The organism is bacterium, assembly GCA_016873475.1.
In the GTDB taxonomy this organism is placed as follows: Bacteria; Krumholzibacteriota; Krumholzibacteriia; order JACNKJ01; family JACNKJ01; genus VGXI01.
The window spans coordinates 1-17,049 of record VGXI01000054.1 but is presented as its reverse complement, the minus strand read 5'-3'; the positions used below and the strand labels follow the sequence as shown (position 1 = coordinate 17,049).

The following is a 17,049-nucleotide window of genomic DNA, read 5'->3' as shown; positions in this document are numbered from 1 at the left end:
CCACCGGCACCTACACGCGCGCCGACGAGTTGCACGACTTCCTGGACCGCGTCCCGGAGTCGGTGCTCGTGGTGGTCGACGAAGCCTACTACGAGTACGTCGACGCGCGGGACTACCCGCAGACCCTGGATTGGCAGGTCAAGCACCCGAACCTCGTCGTCCTGCGCACCTTCAGCAAGATCCACTCGCTGGCCGGCCTGCGCGTGGGCTATTGCGTCGCGCACCCGCAGCTGCTGCCCGTGCTCGAGCGCGGACGGCCCCCCTTCAACGTGAACTCGCTCTCGCAGGTGGCGGCCCTGACCGCTCTGGGCGAGAGCGAGCGCGTGCGCCGCATCAAGGCGGAGAACAGCGCGGGCCGGCAGTACCTGGGCGAGCAGCTCGCGGCCCTCGGCTGCCGCGTGCTGCCCAGCCAGACCAACTTCGTGATGGCCTTCCTGCCGATCGACGCCAATCTTGCCTACGAGCGGCTGCTCGAGCAGGGTGTCATCGTCAGGCCGATGGGCAGCTTCGCCAGCGCGGTGAACGCCGTGCGCATCAGCGTCGGGCTCGCGGCGGAGAACCGCCGCCTCATCGAGGCACTGGGCGATCTGCTCGCGCAGCGCCCGGCGCGTTGAGCGGGGATCGGGCGTTCGCGTGAGCTACCTGATCCGACCGGCGAAGAAGCTGCGCGGCCGCTGGGTCGCTGCGGGCGACAAGTCGATCACGCATCGGGCCTTCCTCTTCGGCGCCCTCGGCGAGGGCGAGTCCCGCGTGCGCGGCGCCAACGCCGGCGCCGACTGCGCCCGCAGCCGTGCCATCGCCGAGGCGATCGGCGCGCGCATCGAGCCGGTGGCGGGGGAGGAGCGCACGAGCTGGCGCCTGTTCGGCCGCGGTGGACGCTTCCGCGCCCCGGGGGTGACCCTGGATGCGGGCAACTCCGGCACCACCCTGCGCCTGGCCTGCGGCCTGCTCGCCGCGCAGGACTTCAGCGTCACGCTGGACGGAGATGCCTCCCTGCGGCGCCGGCCGATGGCGCGCGTCCAGGCGCCGCTCGCGGCGCTCGGCGCCGCGCTCACGCTCAGCCCGGAGGGCACGGCGCCCCTCACGCTGCGCGGCGCCCCGCTCAAGGGCTGCGTCTGGACGAGCCCGGTCGCCAGCGCGCAGGTGAAGAGCGCCTTCCTGCTCGCCGCCCTGCAGGCGACGGGGCCTTCGACCTACCGCGAGCCGCAGCTCAGCCGCGACCACAGCGAGCGCCTGCTCGCGCGCATGGGCGCCCGGCTGGGGCGCGACGGCGAGGGCGTCCTGCACCTGGCGGGCCCGCAGTCCCTGCGCTGCGTCGACCTGCGCGTGCCAGGGGACCTCTCGAGCGCGGCCTTCCTGATCGCGGCGGCGCTGCTGGTCGAGGGCGGCAGCGTGCTCGTCAAGAACCTGGGCGTCAACCCGACGCGCACGGGCTTCCTCGACGTCCTCCAGCGCATGGGGGCCCGTTTCGCGCTCTACCATCCGCGCGAGGAGGGCGGCGAGCCGGTGGCGGATCTGCTCGCGCAGCACTCCAGCCTGCGCGCGACGGAGATCCAACCGGAGGAGCTGCCCCGCCTGATCGACGAGATTCCCCTCCTCGCCGTGCTCGCCGCGCGGGCGACGGGGGAGAGCCGCTTGCGCGGGCTCGCCGAGCTGCGGGTGAAGGAGAGCGACCGTCTGGCCGCGACGGCCGCCCTCCTGACGGCCTTCGGGGCGAGTGCGCGCGTGGAGGGCGACGATCTCGTGGTCGCGGGCGGGGGCGCTCTGCGCGGGGCCGAGATCGACTCCGGCGGCGACCACCGCCTCGCGATGGCGGCGGCCGTGCTCGGTCTGGTCAGCCGCGGCGAGAGCCGCGTGCGGGACACGGCCTGCGTGGCGACGAGCTTCCCCGAGTTCCCCGGCCTCCTCCGCCGCTTCAGCGACGGCGCCCTCAGCCGCGAGCAGGACGAGCCGGAGGCGGACGCGGACGAGGCGGCATGCTGATCACCATCGATGGCCCCGCCGCCAGCGGCAAGAGCACCGTCGCCCGGGCGGTGGCCGAAGCCCTGGGACTGGACTACCTCGACAGCGGCGCGCTCTACCGGACGGCGACCCTCGCCGCGCTGCGCGCGGGACTCCCTCCCGCCGAGGGGCCCGCGCTGGACGCCTTCCTCGCCGGCCTCGCCGTGCGCTACCGCTACCGGAAGGGCGTCGTGCGGCTCTTCCTCGGCGGCGAGGACGTCAGCGAGGAGATCCGCGGCGCGGCGGTGACGGCGGCCGTGAGCGCCTTCAGCGCCCTGCCGGCCCTGCGCGCGCATCTCGTCCAGGTGCAGCGCCGCTTCGCCGAGGGCCGCGACTGCATCGCCGAGGGCCGCGACATGGGCAGCGTCGTCTTCCCGCAGGCCGAGCTGAAGCTCTTCCTCGACGCGCCGGCGCCGCTGCGGGCGCAGCGGCGGGCGGGGGACTTCCGGGGCCAGGGGCGCGCCGTGGATGCGGCGCAGGTGGAGGCGGAGCTCGCGCGGCGCGACCGTCTGGACAGCGAGCGCAGCCACTCGCCGCTCGTGCGACCGCCGGACGCCGTGGTGCTGGACAACAGCCGTCTGGGCGTCGCCGAGCTCGTCGCGGAGATCGCGCGCCTGGCCGAGGCGCGCTGGCCGGCGCCCCTGATCTCTCCGGAGGAACTGCTCTACACCGCCGACACCCGCGCCCTGCCGGCGCCGCGCATGCGGCCGCACTACTTCGTCGTCTGGCACGCCCTGCGCGCCGTCTTCGGCCTGCTCTTCGGATTCCGCATCCGCCACGCCGAGCGGGCGCGCCTGCGCGGCCCGCTGCTCGTGGCCGCGAACCACATCGCCGGGCTCGACCCGCTGGTGGCGGGCAGCGCGGTGCCGCGGCCGGTCAACTTCGTCGCCAAGCGGGAGCTCTTCCGGCCCGCGCTCTTCGGGGCCCTGATTCGCGCCTTCGGCGCCGTGCCGATCCGGCGCGGCACCTTCGATCGCGCCTGTTTCGACAGCCTGCGCCAGCGGCTCGAGGCGGGCGGCGTCGTGCTCTTCTTTCCGGAGGGCACGCGCAAGCCGGTGGGCCACCTCGGTCGCGCGAAGTTCGGGCTCGGGCTCCTCGCCGAGGAGAGCGGCGCGCCCGTGCTGCCGCTCTTCATCAAGGGGACGGCGCGCCCGCGCGCCGCGCTGCGGCGCCACAGCCGCATCGAGGTCTGGATCGGGCGCCCCCTGCACATCGCCCCCCTGGCCGCGCGCGGGCTCGGCGGCCGGGCGCTCCTGGACGCCTTCGGCGAGGGCGTCATGGCCGAGATCGCCGGCCTCCAGCGCGAGGCGGGCGGCCCCTGAGCCCCTTGCATTTCAGGGCCTTGTGACCTACTGTCAACGGGTTGCCCGGCGCCATCGCCGGGCGGCGCGACCATCACCCTGAGGAGGAAACGCGTCCATGGACTTCACGCACTCGACCCCCACGGGCCCTGGCGAGCACCAGGCGAGCTCCGAAATCAGCAAGAAGGGGGGTGAGAGCGACACCGCGTCGGCCGGCGAGGCGACGCGCAAGGACCGGCGACTGAACGCCCGTCTCGGCCTGGAGGTCGAGGAGCTGGGCGTCGGCAAGAGCGCGATCCGCCGCGAGGTCAGCTTCGAGGAGCAGATGCTCCAGTACGAGCAGACCCTCAAGGAGATCAAGGAGGGCGAGATCGTCCGCGGCAGCATCCTGCACATCGGCGAGAACGAGGTGCAGATCAACGTCGGCTTCAAGAGCGAGGGTTACATTCCGCGCGCGGAGTTCGGCAGCCAGCCGATCAAGGTCGGCGACGAGGTGGACGTCTTCCTCGAGAGCCTGGAGGACCAGGACGGCCTGGTCGTGCTCTCCAAGGAGAAGGCCGACTTCCTCAAGGTCTGGGACACGATCAAGGACGCCTACGACACCGGCAACATCATGGAGGGCACCGTCGACCGCCGCATCAAGGGCGGCCTCGTCGTGCGCTTCCTCGGCGTGGACGCCTTCCTGCCCGGCAGCCAGGTCGCCCTGCGCCAGGTGCCGGACCTGGAGGCCCTCATCGGCCAGAGCTTCGCCTTCAAGATCATCAAGCTCAACAAGCGGCGCCGCAACATCGTGGTCAGCCGCCGCACGGTCCTCGAGGAGGAGCGCAACCGCCTCAAGGCCCAGATCATCCAGGAGCTGGCCAAGGGCCAGGTGCGGCGCGGCACCGTCAAGAACATCACCGACTTCGGGGCCTTCGTGGACCTGGGCGGCATCGACGGCCTGCTCCACCTGACCGACATGAGCTGGGGCCGCATCAGCCACCCGAGCGAGCTGGTCGCGATCGGCACCGAGATCGAGGTCAAGGTGCTGGACATCGACCTCGAGCGCGAGCGCATCAGCCTGGGCCTGAAGCAGCTGACGCCCTACCCCTGGGACAACGTCGAGGCGAAGTTCCCCGTCGAATCGGTGGTCAAGGGCAAGGTCGTCTCGATCACGGACTACGGCGCCTTCGTCGAGCTCGAGAAGGGCGTCGAGGGCCTCATCCACATCAGCGAGATGAGCTGGACCCGCCACGTCAAGCACCCGAGCAAGATCGTGAGCATCGGCCAGGAGGTGGAGGCGAAGGTCCTCGCCGTCGACCGCGAGAACGAGAAGATCAGCCTCGGCCTCAAGCAGACCGAGCCCGATCCCTGGGACACGCTGGACGACAAGTACCCGATCGGCTCGATCGTGCCCGGCAAGGTGCGGAATCTGACGAACTTCGGCGCCTTCGTGGAGCTGGAGGAGGGCATCGACGGCCTCGTGCACATCAGCGACATGAGCTGGACGCGGCGCATCCGCCACCCGCGCGAGATGCTGGCCAAGGGCGACGACATCGAGGTCGTCATCCTGGCGATCGACAAGGATATCCGTCGCATCAGCCTGGGCGTCAAGCAGCTGACCCCGGATCCCTGGCTCGAGCTGAGCACGAAGTACGTCGAGGGCACCTTCGTCGAGGCGAAGGTCGTGCGCCCGCTGGAGCGGGGCGTGGTGGTGGAGGTCGAGGACGGCGTCGAGGGCTTCATCCCCGTCAGCCACCTCGGCGACCGCAACATCAAGCAGCCCGAGCTCCACTTCGCCGAGGACGACCTGATCCCCGCCAAGGTGATCAAGGTCGACCACGAGGGCCGGCGCATCGTCCTCTCCGTGGGCGACCGCCTGCGCGAAGAGGGGGGCGAGGCGCACAAGGAGTACATGGACAAGTACGGCAAGCCCCGCTTCACGGCGCGCGAGAAGAAGCCCGAGGAGGAGGGGATGGACATGGACGAGGGCGACCTCGCCGCCGGCCTCGACGAGCTGCCGGAGGGCGACGCCTAGTCGCGCTTGCCTCGGGCGGGGGCCGCGGCGCGGCCCCCGCCGGGATCGATCGTGGCGAGGGGAGGTCGGAGAGCCGGGCCTCCCCTTCGCCTTAACCGACTGGTGGTGCGCGTGGCGACTCCGCTTGGCGGTCCCGGACGCGTGGCCCTGGTCACGCAGGGCTGCAAGGTGAACCAGTACGACACCCAGGTGCTCCTGGAGCGCTTCCTCGCCCAGGGCTGGGAGCTCGTGCGCTTCGGCGAGCCGGCCGATCTCACGGTCATCAACTCCTGCACGGTGACGGCCGGCGCCGACGCCGATCTGCGCCGCCTCGTCGCCCGCGCGCGCCGGGCCAGCGCGCAGGGACGGGTGCTCCTCACGGGTTGCCTGGCCGAGGTCGACCCGGCCGGCGGCGCGGCGCTGCCGGGCGTGGACCTGGTCGTCGGCAATCGCCGCAAGGGCGAGTTGCTCGCGCTGCTCGCGGGCGCGGCGCCGCAGGCGCAGAGTTTCCCGGCGCGCGTCGGGGACGACCCGATCACCCGCCTGGACGGGCGCGGCCGCGCCATCCTCAAGATCCAGGACGGCTGCAACCTGCGCTGCAGCTTCTGCATCGTGCCGCGGGCGCGCGGCGCGAGCCGCAGCCGCGGCGCGGCCGAGACCCTGGGGCGCGCGCGCCTGCTCGCCGAGCACGGGTACCGGGAGGTCGTTCTCTCGGGCATCCAGCTCGGCTTCTACCGCGATCCCGACGGGGCGGCGCGCGATCTCGCGGCCCTGCTCGAGCAGCTGCTGGCCGGCACCCGCGACCTGCGCTTCCGTCTCGGCTCCCTGCTGCCGCGGCACCTGAGCCCGGCCCTGCGCGCCCTCTTCCGCGCCGAGCCGGCGCGGCTGTGCCCGCACTTCCACCTGTCGCTGCAAAGCGGCGACGACGGCGTCCTGCGGGCGATGAAGCGGCCCTACCGGCAGGCCCACTACCGCGCGCTGGCGGAGACGCTCTGCGCGGAGCTGGTCGATCCCTGCCTGGGCACGGACCTCATCGTCGGCCACCCGGGCGAGGACGCGGCCGCCTTCGCGCGCGGGTTGGACTTCGTGGCCTCGCTCCCGCTCGCCTACGGGCACGTCTTTCCCTTCTCGCCGCGGCCGGGCACGGCCGCAGCCGCCCTGCCGGGGGGCGGGACGGCGGCGGAGAAGGCCGCGCGCGGACGGGCCCTGCGCGAGCTGCTGGCGGAGAAGGGCGCCGCCTACCGGGAGCGACAGCGGGGGCGCCGCCTGGCCGTGATCACCGAGGAGCAGGGCGCGGGCGGCGTCTGGATCGGCACCAGCGAGAACTACCAGCGCGTGGCCCTGCGGGGCGCGCGCGCGGCGGCCGGCGAGCTGCTGGCGGCCCGCGTGACGGGAACCGCCGGTCCGCTCCTCAGCGCGGAAGCGGTGGGGGCCGGCGCGCCGGTCTAGGCGGAGAAAGGAGCAGGATGGGCGAGGCGAGGGCGGCGCGCCGCTTCTACATCGAGACCTACGGCTGCCAGATGAACGCCTACGACTCCCAGGTGATCGAGGGCGTGCTGGAGGCGGCCGGGCTCGAGGCCGTGGCGCGGCCGGAGGACTCGGACCTCATCATCATCAACACCTGCTCGGTGCGGGATCAGGCCGAGCAGCGGGTGCTCGGGCGCATCAGCCAGCTCGACGGCCTGCGCCGGGGCCGTCGCGAGCGCCTCCTGCTGGGCGTCGTCGGCTGCATGGCGCAGCGCCTGGGGCCGGCCCTGTTTGGCGGCGGCCGTGGGCGGAGCCGTGTCGACTTCGTCGTCGGGCCGCTCCAGTACAAGCGGCTTCCGCGCATTCTCGCCCAGGTCGAGGCCTCGCCGCGGCCGGACGCCGCGAACTACTTCACGGATTTCGACGACCTCGTCACCTACCAGGCGAAGCCCAAGAGCGCGCCGCCCGGCGGCACCCACTTCGTGGCCGTCATGCACGGCTGCGACAAGTTCTGCGCCTACTGCATCGTGCCCTACACGCGGGGCCGCGAGCGCAGCAAGGACTGGCGCGAGATCGTCGAGGAGGTCGAGCTGCTCGCCGCGCGGGGCGCCTTCGAGGTCACCCTGCTCGGGCAGACGATCTCCAGCTACGCCTTCGCCGGCGTCGACTTCGCGGGCCTGCTCGCCAAGCTGCACGCGGTGGAGGGCATCCAGAGCATCCGCTTCCTGACCAGCTACCCGACGGACATGACGCCCGCTCTGTTCGCGGCCATCAGCGCCCTGCCCAAGGTGGGCACCGGCATCCACCTGCCCTTCCAGTCCGGCAGCAACGCGATCCTGTCAGCGATGAACCGACGCTACCGCATCGAGGAGTACGAGGCCATCCTCGCCGAGGGGCGGCGCGAGATTCCGGACCTGCTCTACTCGACGGACATCATCGTCGGCTACCCGGGCGAGACGGAGGCCGACTTCCAGGCGACCCTGGACGTCGTGGAGCGGCAGGGCTTCAGCGCGGCCTTCATGTTCAAGTACTCGCCGCGCGAGGGCACGCTCGCCTCGCGCCGGGGCGGCGCGGAGCTGCCGGCCGCGGTGAAGGAGGAGCGCCTCGCGCGCCTGAGCGCTGCGCAGGACCGGCAGACGCAGGCCGTGCTCGCCGCGCAGCTCGGCCGCGAGCTGGAGATACTGCTTGATGAACCCAGCAAAAAGGACGAAACTCGCCTGCGCGGACGCACCCGCAACAATCTGCGGGTGATCGTTGAGGCCCGCCCCGACCTGCGCATCGGGATGAAGATCCGTGTCCGACCGACGGCGATCGCGGGGACCAGCCTGCTCGCCGACCTGGCGGACGCCGCCCCGGGAGGCTGAGCATGTGGATCCTGCAGCGGTTCTTCTTCGTCGTCGCGCTCGCCCTGATGCTCGTGCTCTGGAGCCTCAATGCCACCGAGGAAGTACGCGTGCAGTACTGGTTCGGCGACGCGAACGTGATCGACAACAGCCCGCTGCCGCTGGTGATGGTGACCTTCTTCCTGTTCGGCGTGCTCTTCTACTACCTCTTTTCGATCGCCCGCGAGTGGCGCCTGCGCGCGGAGATCCGCCGGCTCCGCCGCCAGAGCGAGAACAAGGACCGCGAGCTGCGCGACCTGCGCAACTTGCCGCTGGACGAGCTGTCGGACACGGGCAGCGGTTATGACGCGGGGCTGCGCCTGCCGTGACGGACATCGGCTGGCTGCTGCCCATCACGCTCGTCGTCCTCGTGGTGGGCCTGATCGTCTACCGCCGGCAGCGGGGGGCGAAGCCGAAGCTGCCCATCACCGACCACCACGTCGCCGCGCTGGAGGCCCTCGCCGACGGCGACACCGGCCGGGCGCTGGGCGAGCTGCAGGCCGCGGTCCAGCACGGCCAGGGCGGCGTCGATGCCTACCTGCGCCTCGCCGAGCTCTCGCGCGCCGAAGGGCAGCTCAAGAAGGCGATCCACCTGCACCGCTCCCTGGCCGTGAACACGAACTGGAGCCCGGCCGTTCGCCAGCGTATCCTGCGCGGCCTGGCCGAGGACTACCTCGCCGCCGGTCGCTGGGACGACGCCCTCACGCAGCTGGACGAACTGCGCAAGCTCGACGCGCGCGATCCGGCCATCTACCGCCGCCTCTGTCAGGTCTATCTGCGCAAGCTCGACGGCGAGCGCGCCGAGCAGGCGCTCAAGCGCGCGCACAAGCTGGAGGGCGCGAGCCGCGCCGACGAGCTGGCCATCCTGCACAGCGAGCTGGCGCGGCGCTTCCTCGCCGAGCAGCGCCAGCGCGAGGCGGGCAAGGCCATCGAGGAAGCCCTCAAGCTCGAACCCGACTGCCTGCCCGCTCTGCGCCTGTCCGTCGACCTCGCTCTCCGCGAGGGCAGGGAACAGGAGGCCGCCGACGGCCTCCAGCGCCTCGCCCTCACGGCGCAGCCGGGCTCGGAGGACGACTACCAGCGCATGGAGAAGCAGTTCTTCGATCTCGGACGCTATCACGAGATCCAGTTCGTCTATCAGGAGGTGCTCAGCCGGGACGCCGACTTCTGGCCGGCGCGCTTCGCGCTCGCGCGCATTCTCCAGAAGCGCGGGCGCCGCGACGAGGCGGCCCACCTGCTCGACCCGGGCCTCGAGGCCGATGCGGCCACCGCGGGGCGGGCGGCGGCGCTGCTCCTGGACTGGGAGCAGCCCGAGCGGGCGCGGCGCTGGCTGGAGCGCTGGGCGGGCGAGGCGGCGCCGCGCGTCACGACCCATCGCTGCCGGACCTGCGGCGTCGAGCACGCCCGTCCCCGCTGGTACTGCCCGGCCTGCCACGCCTTCAAGAGCTACGAGCCCGTGCGCGAGGAGCCCCGTGTCCAGCGCACCCGCTGAGGGTGGGGGCGGGGGCGGACGGCGCCCAGCGCGGCTGGTCGCCGGCTGCCTCCTGCTCGCCCTGGCGGTCCCCGCCGCCGCCGGTCCCTGGCCGACCCCACCGCGGGCCGCCGGCGTCTCCGTGGGGAAGCTGCCGCCCGCCGAGGCGCGCGACTACCGCTTCGCCGCCGGCTTCTACCAGGCGCTGACCCGGGAGCTGGGCGTGGGGGACGTCGAGCGGCTCGCGGACGCGGAGGCCGAGCGGCTGGGTCGCGCCCTGCTCAGCCAGGGCGAGGGCAGCGCGGCCCTTCGGCTCCTGGCCCGGCGGCGCGACCTCTCGCCGAGTCTCGGCCTCCTGCTCGCGCTCACCAGCAAGCCCGCGACCTGGAGCAGTTTGGAGCGCGAGCGCTGGCGGGAGGCCTTCGCCGCCGACGACGCGGAGTCGCTCTACTGGCGCGCGCGCGTCGCCCAGGCCCTCGGCGAGACGGCGCGGGCGCGCCAGGTGCTCGGCGACCTCCTCCGGCGGGAACCCGGTGCGGTCTTCGCGCCGGCGGCCCTCGAGCTGATGCAGGGGCTGCCCGAGAGCGCGCCGCGCGCCGGCGCCGCACCGGAGGGCGCCGCGCCGAGCGCCGCCCGGGGAACCGACCTGCGGGTGCAGTGGGGCGTCTTCCAGGAGGCCCCGGGCGCGCGGCGGCTGCTCTCGGCCATCCAGGCCTACGGCCAGGCGGCCGAACTCGTCCCCGGTCTGCAGGGCGGCCAGACGCTCTACCGGGTCTGCTCGCCGGCCTTCGCGAGCGAGACGGAGGCGCGCGCGCTGGGGGAGCAGCTGCGCCTGCGCTACGGGCTGGACTACGTCCTCTTCCGCCCGGCGCCGGCGAACGCGGCGGAGAGCGGGGCGCGCCGATGAGCCGTCCGCGCGGCGGCCCGACCCCCATGATGGAGCAGTACCACCGGATCAAGCGCGAGCATCCGGACCGCATCCTGCTCTACCGCATGGGCGATTTCTACGAGACCTTCTACGAGGACGCCGTGACCGCCAGCCGCGTCCTCGGCATCACGCTCACGACGCGGGGCAAGAGCGAGGGCGAGCCCGTGCCACTCGCCGGCGTCCCGCATCACTCGGTCAACACCTACATCCATCGCCTGCTGCGGGCCGGCCACAGCGTCGCGATCTGCGAGCAGATGGAGGACCCCGCCCTCGCCAAGGGGGTCGTCGAGCGCGCGGTGACGGAGGTGATCACTCCGGGCACGGTGGCGATCGAGGAGTTCCTGCCGGCTGACGAGGCCAGCTACTGCCTCGCGCTGCAGCCGGGGGCGACGGGTCGCCTCGGCTACGCGCTGGGCGACATCGCCAGCGGCGAGCTGATCGCCGGCGAGGACGCGGCGACGCTGGCCCTCGGTCTGCCGGCCCGTTTCCGCGTCCGCGAGCTGATCCACCCGGAGGGCCTCGAGGAGGCGCCCTGGCTGCGCGAGCTGCGCGCGCTCTACCCGGAGCTGCACCTGACGCCGCGCCGGGCCTGGGACTTTCTCGCCAGCGAGGCCGAGAGCGCGCTCTGCCGGCACTTCGGCGTCGGCCGCAGCGAGCTGCTCGGCTTCCGGCCGGGGGAGGAGGCGATCCAGCGCGCCGCGGGCGCCCTGCTCGCCTACTTCCACGAGCTCAAGCGGAGCGAGCTCGCCCACGTGGACCGCATCCAGTTCCTGCGGGCGGAGACGGCGATGGTCCTCGATCGCGTGACGGTCGAGAATCTCGAGCTGCTCAGGCCCCTGCGCGGCGAGGACCCGGCCGCCACGCTCTTCGGCCAGCTCAACCGCTGCCGCACGCGGATGGGCGCGCGCCTCCTGGCGCGCTGGCTGCTCGCGCCCCTGCTGGACGCCGGCGCCATCGAGGCGCGCCTGGACGCGGTCGCGGAGCTGATCGACCAGGCGGCGCTGCGCCGCGAACTGGGCGAGCTGCTGGGACGGGCGGCCGACCTCGAGCGCCTCGTCGGCCGGCTCGGCGGCGGCCAGGCGCGAGCGCGCGACCTCAAGGCCCTGGCCGACACGCTGGCGCTGCTGCCGGCGATCCGCGGGGCGCTCGACGGGCGGGCGAGTGCGCTGCTCGCCGGCCTCGCCGCCGAGATCGCGCCGCTCGCTGCGCTCGGCGCGCGGCTCGCGGCGGGGCTGGTCGCGGAGCCGCCGGCGCGCACGACGGAAGGCGGCGTCATCGCCGACGGCTTCGATCCCGAGCTCGACCGCCTGCGCGCGCTCACCCGTGACGGCCGGCAGTGGATCCTGGACCTCCAGGAGCAGGAGCGGGCGCGCAGCGGCATCGCCAAGCTGAAGGTCGGCTACAACCGCGTCTTCGGCTACTACCTCGAGGTGGGGCGCAGCCAGGGCGACAAGGTGCCGGCGGACTTCACGCTCAAACAGACGCTGACGGACAGCCTGCGCTACAGCACGCCGGCGCTCAAGAGCCGCGAGGAGGAGATCCTCAGCGCCGACGAGCGGCGCCTGCGCCGGGAACAGGAGCTCTTCGAGGCCCTGCGCGCGGAGGCCTTCGCCGAGCACCTCGCGCTGCAGGCGAACGCGCGGGCGCTCGCCAGCCTGGACGTGCTCGCCGCGCTGGCCGAGTGCGCGGAGCGCGGATGCTTCTGCCGGCCGGAGATCCTCGGCGAGCCGCGGCTCGAGATCCGGGGGGGCCGCCACCCGGTCGTCGAGGCCCTGCTCGCCGGCGGCGGCGAGTTCATCCCCAACGATCTCAGTCTCGATCCGGAGCGCGAGCAGATCCACCTCTTGACCGGCCCGAACATGGGCGGCAAGTCCACCTTCCTGCGGCAGACGGCGCTGATCGTCGTGCTGGCCCATGTGGGCAGCTTCGTGCCGGCGGCCGCGGCGCGCGTGGGGCTGACGGACAAGATCTTCACGCGGGTCGGCGCGAGCGACAACCTGGCCCGCGGCCAGAGCACCTTCCTCATCGAGATGGAGGAGACCGCGGCCATCCTGCGCGGGCTGGGCGAGCGCAGTCTCGTCCTCATGGACGAGATCGGCCGCGGCACGAGCACCTACGACGGCCTCAGCCTGGCCTGGGCGGTGCTCGAGTACCTGCACGGGCCGGCTGCGGGCCCGGGCCTGCGTCCGCGCACGCTCTTCGCCACGCACTACCACGAGCTGACGCGCCTGGAGGGCGAGCTGCCGCGCCTGCGCAACTACCACGTCACCGTCAAGGAGTGGCAGGAGACGGTCGTCTTCCTGCGCCGGGTGGAGCCGGGCCCGGCCGAGCGCAGCTACGGCATCCACGTGGCGCGCCTGGCCGGCCTGCCGGCCGAGGTGATCCGGCGCGCCTTTCAGCTCTTGCATTGGATCGAGCAAGATCAGACGATGGCGAGACCCGCCCCCGCGCCCGGCGAGCGGCGGGCGCAGCTGGAGCTCTTCGCGGACGGGCGGCAGGCCGTGCTGCGCAGTCTGGCGGCCCTGGACCTGGAGTCGCTGACGCCGCTGGAGGCGCTGAACGCCCTGCACCAGCTGCAGGCGCAACTGCGGGAAGCGAGCGGAGGTGCTCGATGACGATGGCGGCGGGGGAGCGGGTGATCCTGGCCGGTGGAGATGGCGAGCTGCTCCCCCTCTACGAACGGCTGCGGGGCGAGGGCCTGGCCACGGTGGTCGCCCTGGGCAGCGCCGAGGCGGCGAGCCTGACAGCGCTGCTGGCCGCGATCGGCGCGCTGCCCCTGCTGACGCCGGCGGGCAGCGAGCCCGTCCCGCCCGCGGACCTCTGGGTCTGCAGCCCCGAGTGGCGAGCGCGGGCCGGGGCGGCGCCCTGCCTCGACTTCGCGGCCGCTGCCGAGCGCTGGCCGCAGCGGGGGGGGGCGGCGCCGCCCGGAAGCGACGCGCCCGCCCCGGCCAGCGGCGCGGCGCCGGCGCCGCTCACGGGGGCGCCCTACGCGGCCTTCGCCCGCGAACTGCAGCGCGAGCTGCAGCGCAGTCAGCGCTATCACCTGGGCTTCACGCTGAGCATCCTGCGCGTGTTGGACGCCCAGGGCCGGGCGCTCTCCGAAGCCGCCTTCCTCGGCGAACCGCTGCGCAGCCTGCCGGCGCGGCTCGGGCGCAGCTCTGACAGCTGGGGGCTGAGTCAGGAGGGCTACCTGCTGCACCTCGCGCCGGAAACCCTCGAGCAGGCCAGCGCCCTGCGGCGCCGCCTGGAGGCCGCGCTGCTGGAGACCCTGGCCGGAGAGCCTGCCGGACCCTGGCGGGTGCTGGCGGGGCAGGCGAGCTACCCGCGCGACGGCGAGAGCGCCAAGGCCCTCGTCGAGCTGGCGCTGCAGCGCCTGCGGCGCCGCGGGGCGCTGGCCGAGAGCGACGCGTGAGCAGCCGCGCCGCGATCCGGGTCCTGCCGAGCGAGACCGTGAACCGCATCGCCGCCGGCGAGGTGGTCGAGCGGCCGGCCTCGGTGCTCAAGGAGCTGCTCGAGAACGCGCTCGACGCCGGAGCGACGAGCCTGGAACTCGAGTTTGCCGCGGGCGGGATCGCGCTCCTGCGCCTGGCCGACGACGGCAGCGGGATTCCCCGCGAAGAGCTGGCGCTGGCCCTCGAGCGGCACGCGACGAGCAAGATCCGCACGCTCGCCGACCTTGAGCGCGACGAGACGCTCGGCTTCCGCGGCGAGGCGCTGGCCGCCATCGCCTCGGTGTCGCTGCTCGAGCTGGCGAGCCGCGTCGAAGGCGCCGACAGCGGCTGGGCGATCACGGGGCGCGCGGGGCAGATCGAGGCGCCGCGCCCCGTCGCCCGCGCGCGCGGCACCACGGTGACCGTGCGCGAACTCTTCGGCGACCTGCCGGCCCGGCGCAAGTTCCTGCGCAGCGAGAGCGGGGAGAAGCGCCGCCTGCTCGAGGTCTGGCAGACCTACGCGCTCGCCTATCCCGAGCTGCGCTTCCTGCTGCGCGAGGAGGGCCGCGAGCTGATGCAGCTCGCGCCGGCGCCCGACGCCCGCGCCCGCGCCGCCGCGCTGCTCGGCGAGACGACGGCGAGGCACATGGTCCCCCTGCAGGCGGCCGCGAGCGGCTACGCGCTGCGCGGCCTGATCACGCTGCCCCTGGTCAGCCGGGGCAACCGCAGCCACCAGTTCCTCTACCTGCGCCGCCGGCCCATCGAGGATCGCCAGGTCAGCCACGCGATCGCCCAGGCCTGCGCGGAGTCCTTGCCGCCGGGGCGCTTCCCGGCCTGCCTGCTCTTCCTGGAAGCGCCGCCCGGGCTGGTGGACGTGAACGTCCACCCGGCCAAGCGCGAGGTGCGCTTCAAGGACGGTCGGCTCGTGCACCATCTCGTCGGGGAGGCCATCCGCGCCGCGCTGGGGGAACGCGGGGGTCTGCGGCGCCTGCTGCAAACGAGCGAGGATGCGCAGCTCGGCGCGCCGCGTCTCGGCGGGGTGGCGAGCGCAGCGGGTGCGGCGCCGGCTCCAGCGCAGGCGGCGCTGCCCCTGGCGCCGCGCGCCCCCGCTCCGGCAGCGGCGAGCGCGGGCGGCTTCCTGCGCCTGGGCGAGCTGGCCGGTCGGCGATCCGGCGAAGCGGAGCGCGAGGAACGGCGCTTCTGGCAGCTCCACGACACCTTCATCCTGACCCAGATCCGTGGCGGCCTCGTCATCATCGACCAGCACAATGCCCACGAGCGCGTGCTCTACGACCGCGCGCGCGCCGCCCTGGCCGGTGAGCCGGCCGGGGTGCAGCGCCTGCTCTTCCCGCACACCGTCGAGCTGGGGCCGGCCGAGATGGCCGCCTGGCAGGAGCAGACGGACTTCTTCGCGGAGCTGGGCTTTCTGATCGAGGCCTTCGGCGCGAACACGCTCTCGGTGCTGGGCATTCCGGACGGCCTGCGCCGCTGGGACGGCGGCCAGGTGATTCGCGACATTCTCGACGAGATCCTCGCCGAGAGCGGCGGCGTAGCCGAGCGGCGCGACCGCGCCCTGATCAGCTTCTGCTGCAAGAGCGCGATCAAGGCTGGCGAGCCGCTGCGCGAGGAGGAGATGCGCGAGCTCGTCGACCAGCTCTTCGGGACGGCGAATCCCTACACCTGCCCGCACGGGCGGCCGATCGTGATCCGCATCAGCATGGACGAGTTGGAGAAGCGCTTCCACCGGCGGGTGCCCGGCGACTGATGCGCGAGGTGCTCGTCATCATGGGGGCCACGGCCACGGGCAAGAGCGCGCTCGCCCTGGACCTGGCCGAGCGGGCGGGGCGCGAGCTGATCAGCGCGGACAGCCGGCAGGTCTACGCCGGCCTGCGCGTCGGCACGGCTCAGCCCACGGCCGCCGAGCGCGCGCGCGCCGTACATCACGGCATCGACTTCCTGCCGCTCGCGCGGCGCTGGTCCGCCCAGGCCTTCGCGAGCGACGCTCTCGCACTGCTGCGGCGCGCGGACCGGCCGCCGGCCATCGTGGTTGGCGGTACCGGCTTCTACCTGGAAGCGCTCTGCGAGGGCCTCTTTCCGCTCGCCGTGCCGGCCGCGCGCCTGGCGGCGCTGCGTGGCGAGCTCGGTGGACTGGCGAGCCCGGCGCTGCACGCGCGCCTGATGGCCCTCGACCCGGTGAGCGCCGCGCGCCTGCACCCGAACGACCGCCAACGCCTGCTGCGAGCGCTCGAGGTCTGTCTGGCGACCGGGCAGCCGCTCGCGGCCCATCACGCGCGCGGGCGCGAGCGCCCGGTCGACCTGCGCTGGCGCCGCGTTTGGCTCGCCCTCGAGCGGCCGGTGCTTGCCGAGCGCATCGCGGCGCGCCTGGACGCGATGCTCGCCGGCGGCTGGCGCGAGGAAGTCGCGGCCCTGCTCGGCGAGGGCGCGGACCCGGCCGCGCCGGGCCTGCAGACCCTGGGCTACCCGGAGGTCGTGGCGCACCTGCGCGGGCGGCTGGATCGCGCTGCGCTGCGCGCGGCGGTGCTCCTGCGCACGCGCCAGTACGCGAAGCGTCAGGAGACCTGGTTCCGCCATCGGGGCCGGGCGGAACTCGTCCTCGATCCCCGCGCGCCCGACACGCCCGCGCGCCTGGCTGCCCTGCTCGCCCCAGGCGGGTCGCCTTGACAGGGCCGGAGCCCGCTGCTAGCTTGAGTCACGAAGCGGGAGTAGCTCAGTTGGTAGAGCAACGGCTTCCCAAGCCGTGGGTCGCGGGTTCGAGTCCCGTTTCCCGCTCCGCGCGCCCAGGTGCTCGCCGGCCCGGCCCCGATCGCGGAGCCGGGTTTGCGTTTTCGCGCGCCGCTAGTAGAGCTGCTTGACCTCGCCGAAGGAGAGGCTGGCGGTGCCACCGGGGCCGCAGTCGCAGCCCTCGCTGCAATTGAAGGTGAAGCGGCCGCCCAGGACCTCGCGCTCGACGGCCTCGCCATCGACGAGGATGACCGCGCCCTGGGCGCTGCCGGCGACGACGCGGAGCTGGCGATCCACCCCCGGCCAATCGGTGCCAAAGGGCAGGAAGTC

The 17,049-nt window shown here is 73.6% G+C and carries 13 protein-coding genes and 1 tRNA gene; all 14 read left to right on the top strand.

The genetic code is table 11. The features are described 5' to 3' along the window. Window positions 1–614, top strand: a 614-nt coding sequence (locus tag FJ251_06490) for an aminotransferase class I/II-fold pyridoxal phosphate-dependent enzyme (GenBank protein ID MBM4117381.1), incomplete at its 5' end; no start/stop codon positions are given. Then, a complete protein-coding gene (aroA, locus tag FJ251_06485; protein ID MBM4117380.1) occupies window positions 586–1,983 on the top strand; it encodes a 3-phosphoshikimate 1-carboxyvinyltransferase in 1,398 nt (465 codons plus the stop codon). The genes FJ251_06490 and aroA, both read left to right, overlap by 29 nt. Beyond that, a complete protein-coding gene (locus tag FJ251_06480; protein ID MBM4117379.1) occupies window positions 1,977–3,323 on the top strand; it encodes a (d)CMP kinase in 1,347 nt (448 codons plus the stop codon). The genes aroA and FJ251_06480 overlap by 7 nt, the downstream gene beginning before the upstream one ends. Before the next feature lie 97 nt (window positions 3,324–3,420). After that, window positions 3,421–5,319: a 30S ribosomal protein S1 gene (locus tag FJ251_06475; protein ID MBM4117378.1), complete on the top strand. Its 1,899-nt coding sequence runs from the start codon at window positions 3,421–3,423 to the stop codon at window positions 5,317–5,319. Window positions 5,320–5,325: 6 nt separating this feature from the next. After that, a complete protein-coding gene (locus FJ251_06470) occupies window positions 5,326–6,747 on the top strand; it encodes a MiaB/RimO family radical SAM methylthiotransferase (GenBank protein MBM4117377.1) in 1,422 nt (473 codons plus the stop codon). 17 nt (window positions 6,748–6,764) lie between these two features. Further along, window positions 6,765–8,129, top strand: coding sequence for a tRNA (N6-isopentenyl adenosine(37)-C2)-methylthiotransferase MiaB (miaB, locus tag FJ251_06465; GenBank protein ID MBM4117376.1), 1,365 nt, complete (start codon window positions 6,765–6,767; stop codon window positions 8,127–8,129). Window positions 8,130–8,131: 2 nt separating this feature from the next. Next, complete coding sequence (locus tag FJ251_06460; protein ID MBM4117375.1) at window positions 8,132–8,476, top strand: LapA family protein; 345 nt, start codon at window positions 8,132–8,134, stop codon at window positions 8,474–8,476. After that, on the top strand, window positions 8,473–9,639 hold the full coding sequence (locus tag FJ251_06455) for a tetratricopeptide repeat protein (protein ID MBM4117374.1): 1,167 nt from the start codon (window positions 8,473–8,475) through the stop codon (window positions 9,637–9,639). Before FJ251_06460 ends, FJ251_06455 begins: the two co-directional genes overlap by 4 nt. Then, window positions 9,620–10,525, top strand: coding sequence for an SPOR domain-containing protein (locus FJ251_06450; GenBank protein MBM4117373.1), 906 nt, complete (start codon window positions 9,620–9,622; stop codon window positions 10,523–10,525). Before FJ251_06455 ends, FJ251_06450 begins: the two co-directional genes overlap by 20 nt. Further along, window positions 10,522–13,161, top strand: coding sequence for a DNA mismatch repair protein MutS (gene mutS / locus FJ251_06445; GenBank protein MBM4117372.1), 2,640 nt, complete (start codon window positions 10,522–10,524; stop codon window positions 13,159–13,161). Before FJ251_06450 ends, mutS begins: the two co-directional genes overlap by 4 nt. Then, on the top strand, window positions 13,158–13,958 hold the full coding sequence (locus tag FJ251_06440) for a hypothetical protein (protein MBM4117371.1): 801 nt from the start codon (window positions 13,158–13,160) through the stop codon (window positions 13,956–13,958). The genes mutS and FJ251_06440 overlap by 4 nt, the downstream gene beginning before the upstream one ends. Continuing rightward, window positions 13,955–15,742, top strand: a complete 1,788-nt coding sequence (gene mutL, locus FJ251_06435) for a DNA mismatch repair endonuclease MutL (protein ID MBM4117370.1) — start codon at window positions 13,955–13,957, stop codon at window positions 15,740–15,742. Before FJ251_06440 ends, mutL begins: the two co-directional genes overlap by 4 nt. Further along, window positions 15,742–16,659 (top strand): tRNA (adenosine(37)-N6)-dimethylallyltransferase MiaA, encoded by a 918-nt coding sequence (gene miaA / locus FJ251_06430; GenBank protein ID MBM4117369.1) that lies wholly within the window; start codon window positions 15,742–15,744, stop codon window positions 16,657–16,659. The genes mutL and miaA overlap by 1 nt, the downstream gene beginning before the upstream one ends. Before the next feature lie 35 nt (window positions 16,660–16,694). Beyond that, window positions 16,695–16,770, top strand: a tRNA-Gly gene (locus FJ251_06425). The last annotated feature ends 279 nt before the right edge of the window (window positions 16,771–17,049 follow it).